The organism is Cellulomonas sp. P4_B5_2, assembly GCF_056402235.1.
In genome coordinates, this window is sequence record NZ_JBFUHU010000317.1 from 1 (window position 1) to 6,589 (window position 6,589).

The 6,589-nt window shown below is 70.6% G+C and carries 4 protein-coding genes and 1 pseudogene; 4 read left to right on the forward strand and 1 reads right to left on the reverse strand.

Going from position 1 to position 6,589, the window contains the following annotated elements; translation table 11 throughout:
• A partial coding sequence (locus AC1DUQ_RS18365; protein WP_477074302.1) for an NAD-binding protein occupies nt 1-134 on the reverse strand: 134 nt, incomplete at its 3' end.
• Between the two features lie 101 nt (nt 135-235).
• Between AC1DUQ_RS18365 and AC1DUQ_RS18370 the strand changes: the two are divergent.
• From AC1DUQ_RS18370 to acnA, 4 genes and pseudogenes are all read left to right on the forward strand, one after another.
• Nucleotides 236-2,238: pseudogene (locus AC1DUQ_RS18370) on the forward strand (APC family permease).
• On the forward strand, nt 2,228-3,361 hold the full coding sequence (locus AC1DUQ_RS18375; protein ID WP_477074300.1) for a class I SAM-dependent RNA methyltransferase: 1,134 nt from the start codon (nt 2,228-2,230) through the stop codon (nt 3,359-3,361). The pseudogene AC1DUQ_RS18370 and the gene AC1DUQ_RS18375 overlap by 11 nt, the downstream one beginning before the upstream one ends.
• Before the next feature lie 78 nt (nt 3,362-3,439).
• A complete protein-coding gene (locus tag AC1DUQ_RS18380; RefSeq protein ID WP_477061791.1) occupies nt 3,440-3,610 on the forward strand; it encodes a translation initiation factor 2 in 171 nt (56 codons plus the stop codon).
• 202 nt (nt 3,611-3,812) lie between these two features.
• The gene (acnA, locus tag AC1DUQ_RS18385) at nt 3,813-6,557 is read left to right on the forward strand and encodes an aconitate hydratase AcnA (protein WP_477074301.1); all 2,745 of its coding nucleotides are present in this window, start codon (nt 3,813-3,815) and stop codon (nt 6,555-6,557) included.
• Nucleotides 6,558-6,589: the final 32 nt, after the last annotated feature.

Here is a 6,589-nt window from a genome sequence, read left to right on the forward strand (position 1 = left end):
CCCGTGACCTTGTTGCCGCCGAACTCCGGGTCGAGTCGCCGGAAGGCCTCAGGGTTCTGGTCGATGACGGACACCGAGTGGCCGTTGTCCTCGAGGCTCTTGGCGAGAGTCGCTCCCACCCGGCCGCATCCCATGATCACGAAGTGCACAGTGGGGCACGCTATACCGTCCGCCTCTCCCGGCGCGCCGGGACGGGTGGTGTGGACGGCCGCGCGCGGGCCTAGCATTGCGGATCGTGTCGGACCTCTCGGATGCCGCCAAACGCCTGTTGCTCGGACGTCCCGTCCGCAGCGACAGGCTCGGCCACACGCTCCTGCCTAAGCGCATCGCGCTGCCGGTCTTCGCGTCGGACGCGCTCTCGTCGGTGGCCTACGCGCCCGACGAGATCCTGCTGACGCTCTCGCTCGCGGGGATGGCGGCGCTGGTCGTCTCGCCCTGGGTCGGTCTGGCGGTCGTCGCGGTGATGATCGTCGTCGTCGCCTCCTACAGGCAGAACGTGCACGCCTACCCCTCTGGGGGAGGTGACTACGAGGTCGCGACGACGAACCTGGGCAAGAACGCCGGCGTCACCGTCGCCAGTGCGCTGCTGGTCGACTACGTGCTGACCGTCGCGGTGTCCATCTCGTCGGCCGCGCAGTACGCCGCGACCGCCCTCCCCGCGCTGCGGGGGCACGAGGCGGCGTTCGCGGTCGGGCTCGTCGTGCTGCTGACGGTGGCCAACCTGCGCGGCGTCAAGGAGTCCGGGAGCCTGTTCGCCATCCCGGTCTACATGTTCATGCTCGCGATCGGCGCTCTGGCGGTCGTGGGATCGGTCCAGCTGCTCACCGGCAACCTGGCGATGGCGGAGAGCTCCGGGTTCGAGCTCGCGCCCGACGCGGCGTTCGACCAGGGGCTCACCGGCCTCGCGGGCTTCTTCCTCATCCTGCGCGCCTTCTCCTCCGGCTGCGCCGCCCTCACGGGCGTGGAGGCCATCAGCAACGGCGTCCCCGCGTTCAAGAAGCCGAAGTCCAAGAACGCCGCGACCACCCTGGCGCTGCTGGGCAGCCTCTCGATCGTCATGATCATGTCGATCCTGCTGCTCTCCCGTGCCACAGGCGTGATCTTCGCCGACGACCCCAGACCCAGCTGCTGCGCGATGGCGTGCCCGTGGGCGAGGGCTACGACCAGCACCCCGTGATCAGCCAGCTGTCGGCCGCGGTGTTCCAGAGCGTGCCGGTCGTGGCGGTCCTCATCGCGGTGGTCACCGGGCTGATCCTGTTCTTCGCGGCGAACACCGCGTTCAACGGGTTCCCGGTGCTGGGCTCGATCCTGGCGCGTGACGGCTACCTGCCCCGCCAGCTGCACACCCGCGGCGACCGGCTGGCGTTCTCCAACGGGATCGTCACCCTGGCACTTGCGGCGATCGTGCTGATCTGGGCGTTCGACGCGCAGGTCACTCGCCTGATCCAGCTGTACATCGTGGGCGTCTTCGTGTCGTTCACGGTGAGCCAGCTGGGTATGGTCCGACACTGGACGCGGCACCTGCGCACGGAGCCCGATCCGAACGTGCGCGCTCGGATGAAGCGCTCGCGGATCATCAACTCGGTCGGTCTGGCGATGACCGCGACGGTGCTCGTCGTCGTGCTGATCACCAAGTTCACGCACGGAGCGTGGATCGCGATCCTGGCGATGGCGGTCGTCTACGTGCTCATGCAGTCCATCCACCGGCACTACGCGCTGGTGCGCAAGGAGCTGGCGCTGGGCACCGACGCCGAGGCGGCTCGCGCGCTGCCCAGCCGGGTGCATGCGATCGTGCTGGTCTCGCACCTGCACCGTCCGACGATGCGCGCGCTGGCCTACGCGCGCGCCTCGCGCCCGCAGGTCCTGGAGGCGCTGACCGTCGGCGTCGACCCGGAGGACGTCGAGGTCCTGCGTGCCGAGTGGGAGGCCCTGAGCATCCCGGTTCCGCTCCGCGTTCTCGACTCCCCGTTCCGGGAGATCACCCGCCCGGTGCTGACCTACGTCCGCGCCATCCGGCGCGACAGCCCGCGCGACCTCGTCGTCGTCTACATCCCCGAGTACGTCGTCGGGCACTGGTGGGAGCACCTGCTGCACAACCAGAGCGCSCTGCGCCTGAAGGGGCGGCTGCTGTTCACCCCGGGCGTCGTCGTGGCCTCGGTGCCGTGGCAGCTGGCGTCCACCGAGGGGCAGACGGGGCTCGAGGAGCCGGTCCGGGGTACCGTTCCGCGTGGCTACTGACTCTGCAACCGACCGCATCGACGGGCTCGTCGAGCTCGAGATCGGCCCGGTGGCGCACGGTGGTCACTGTGTCGCCCGGCACGACGGGCGCGTGATCTTCGCCGGTCCGGGTGGGGTGGGCGGAGGAGAGCTCGCGCACGTGTCCCTGCCGGCCCAGCGGGCCTGGAAGACCGCGGTCCTCGCCGAGCAGCTGCACCGGCTGGCGAAGCTCGACCTCGACGTCCCCGTGCAGGCTGCGCCGGGCGACGAGGAGCGCGGGGGCCTCGGCTGGCGTACCCGGATCGAGCTGGTGACGGATGCCGAGGGCCGGGCGGGCATGCACGGCTTCCGCTCCCACGACGTGCACCTGCTCGACTCGATGCCCCTGGCCAACGAGGCGATCGCGGCCCTCGACCTGTTCGGCCGGCGCTGGACCGGTGGCGCGCGGGTGGAGGCGGTCGCCCCGTCCAGCGGCGACGCGCCCCTCGTCCTGGTCGACGGTGCGCCCTTCGACCTCGGCCGCGGACGCATGGACGGACGCCCGAACGCACGCACGGCCGTCAAGGAGCACGTCCAGCACGGCGAGGTCGGGTACGAGTTCCGCGTGGCGGGTGCAGGCTTCTGGCAGGTCCACCGCGAGGCGCCCGACCTGCTGGTCAGCGCGGTGCTCGCCGGTCTCGGCGACGTCGACGGCGCCGCGGTCCTGGACCTCTACTCCGGGTCCGGGCTGTTCACGGCACCCCTGTCGGACGCGGTCGGCGAGACGGGCGAGGTCATCTCGATCGAGGGCGACGCCCGTGCGGTCAAGGACGCGCGACGCAACCTGCACGCCCGCTCGAACGTCGAGCTGCACGCCGGTGACGTCGCCCAGGTGCTCACCGGCCGGGTGGACTCGGACTCCGACGTCGTGCACGCGGACGCGGTCGTGCTGGACCCGCCCCGGACGGGGGCCGGCCGCAAGGTCGTCGCCGGGATCACCGAGCTGCGCCCGGAGCGCGTGGTCTACGTCGCGTGCGACCCGGCCGCGCTGGCCAGGGACATCGCCCTGTTCGCCGACGCCGGGTACGCGCTGGCTGACCTGCAGGCGTACGACCTGTTCCCCATGACGCACCACCTCGAGGCCGTCGCCGTCCTCACGCGCTGAGTGGGTGCACGCCGCGGGGCTCCGGACTAGCGTGGAACGCGAGAGCCGGACCGGAGCGGCCCGGCGGAGGGGAGCACGGTGAGCGAGAAGGACGCGGTCAGCCGGCTGGCGGAGGCGAAGCGACTGGTCACCCAGGAGCTGCACAAGCAGGGCACTCCCGAGTACGACCCGCGCTCGCACGAGCGGGCGATCGAGGCGGAGCGTAAGGCGCAGGACGCGGTGGACGCGGAGCGGGCCGCGAAGAGCTGACCGAGGCGCTGACGGGCCTTCGCGCGCACGCGCCACGCCGACGTGGACGCGTGTGCGCGGAGGCCCGCAAGCATGTATCTTGATGTCGAGATAAATCGCGACCCCGGCGGCCACCTAGGCTGGGAGGTCRCACCGCCCAGCGGTCCGGGTGACTTTCATCCCCGGCAGGAACACCGGCAGACTCGCCAGCGAAGGAGCCCCCGTGAGCAGCGTCGACAGCTTCGGTTCGAAGGGAACACTCGAGGTCGGTGACGCCTCGTACGAGGTCTACCGGCTCTCGGCCGTGCCGGGGGTGGAGCGCCTGCCGTTCAGCCTGAAGGTGCTCGCGKAGAACCTCCTGCGCACCGAGGACGGCGCCAACATCACCGCCGACCACGTGCGGGCGCTCGCCGAGTGGGACCCGGACGCCCAGCCCGACACCGAGATCCAGTTCACGCCCGCCCGCGTGATCATGCAGGACTTCACCGGCGTGCCCTGCGTCGTCGACCTGGCCACCATGCGCGAGGCCGTCGTCGAGCTCGGTGGCGACGCCAGCCGGATCAACCCGCTGGCTCCGGCCGAGCTGGTCATCGACCACTCCGTGCAGATCGACGTGGCCGGCCGCGCCGACGCGTTCGAGCGCAACGTGGAGCTCGAGTACGAGCGCAACCGCGAGCGCTACCAGTTCCTGCGCTGGGGCCAGACCGCGTTCGACGACTTCAAGGTCGTCCCGCCGGGCACCGGCATCGTGCACCAGGTGAACATCGAGTACCTGGCGCGCGTCGTGATGGTGCGTGACGGCAAGGCCTACCCCGACACCTGCGTCGGCACCGACTCCCACACCACGATGGTCAACGGCCTGGGCGTGCTCGGCTGGGGCGTCGGCGGCATCGAGGCCGAGGCGGCCATGCTCGGCCAGCCGGTGTCGATGCTCATCCCGCGCGTCGTCGGCTTCAAGCTCACGGGCACGATCCCGCTGGGCGTCACCGCCACCGACATCGTGCTTACGATCACGCAGAAGCTGCGTCAGCACGGCGTCGTCGGCAAGTTCGTCGAGTTCTACGGCGAGGGTGTCGCGGCCGTGCCGCTGGCCAACCGCGCGACCATCGGCAACATGAGCCCGGAGTTCGGCTCGACCGCCGCGATCTTCCCGATCGACTCCGTGACGATCGAGTACCTGCGCCTGACCGGGCGCTCCGAGGAGCAGCTCGCACTCGTCGAGGCGTACGCCAAGGAGCAGGGGATGTGGCTCGACCCCACGTCGGAGGGCTACGTCCAGCCGCTGTTCTCCGAGTACCTCGAGCTCGACCTGTCCACCGTGGTGCCGTCGATCGCCGGCCCGAAGCGACCGCAGGACCGCATCGAGCTGTCGCGGGCCAAGGAGCAGTTCCAGCGCGACCTGCCGACCTACGCGCCCGAGGTCACCAACGGGGTCGACGAGGCCGAGCGCGAGTCGTTCCCGGCGTCCGACTCGCCCGCGATCACGTCGTCGGCCATGCGGGTGTACCCGACCACCGACACGCAGGGTCGGTCGTTCGACCTGTTCCACGGCGCGGTCGCGATCGCGTCGATCACCAGCTGCACCAACACGTCGAACCCGTCGGTGATGATCGCCGCGGCCCTCGTCGCCAAGAAGGCGGTCGAGAAGGGCCTCGTCGCCAAGCCCTGGGTCAAGACGTCCATGGCGCCCGGCTCGCAGGTGGTGACCAACTACTACGAGAAGGCCGGCCTGTGGCCGTACCTCGAGAAGCTGGGCTTCCACCTGGTCGGCTACGGCTGCGCCACCTGCATCGGCAACTCCGGCCCCCTCGACGAGAAGGTCTCGGAGACCGTGCAGGAGCACGACCTCGCCGTGGCCGCGGTCCTGTCGGGCAACCGGAACTTCGAGGGGCGCATCWACCCCGACATCAAGATGAACTACCTGGCGTCGCCGCCGTTGGTCATCGCGTACGCGCTGGCCGGGACCATGGACTTCGACTTCGCGTCCGACCCGCTGGGCCGCGACGAGGCCGGTCAGCCGATCTTCCTGGCGGACATCTGGCCGACGCCCGACGAGGTGCAGTCCACGATCGACGCCTCGATCGACCGCGCGATGTTCACCAAGGACTACGCCGACGTCTTCTCGGGCGACGAGCGGTGGCGCTCGCTGCCCACGCCCGAGGGCGACACGTTCGAGTGGGACCAGGAGTCCACCTACGTCCGCAAGCCCCCGTACTTCGACGGGATGCAGGCTGCTCCGGCGCCGGTCGTCGACTTCCACGGCGCCCGCGTCCTGGCCAAGCTGGGCGACTCGGTGACCACCGACCACATCAGCCCGGCCGGCTCGATCAAGGCCGACAGCCCGGCCGGCCTGTACCTGGCCGAGCACGGCGTGGGCCGTCGCGACTTCAACTCCTACGGCTCGCGCCGCGGCAACCACGAGGTCATGATCCGCGGCACGTTCGCCAACATCCGGCTGCGCAACCAGCTGGTCCCCGGGGTCGAGGGTGGGTTCACGCAGAACCTGCTGACCGGTGAGCAGTCGTCGATCTACGACGCCGCGCAGGCCTACCAGGCGGCCGGCATCCCGCTCGTGGTGCTCGGTGGCAAGGAGTACGGCTCCGGCTCGTCGCGCGACTGGGCCGCCAAGGGCACCAGCCTGCTGGGCGTCAAGGCGGTCATCACCGAGAGCTTCGAGCGGATCCACCGCTCCAACCTCATCGGGATGGGCGTGCTGCCGCTGCAGTTCCCGGAGGGGGAGTCGGCCGACTCGCTTGGCCTGGACGGCACCGAGACGTTCGACATCACGGGCGTCACGGCGCTGAACGAGGGCACCACGCCGCGCACCCTGGCCGTGACCGCGACGAAGACCGACGGCACGGTCGTCGCGTTCGACGCGGTGCTGCGGATCGACACCCCCGGCGAGGCGGACTACTACCGCAACGGCGGCATCCTGCAGTACGTCCTGCGCTCGCTCGTCAAGGCCTGACCAGCGCGACCGACGGCCCCCGACCACCCCCG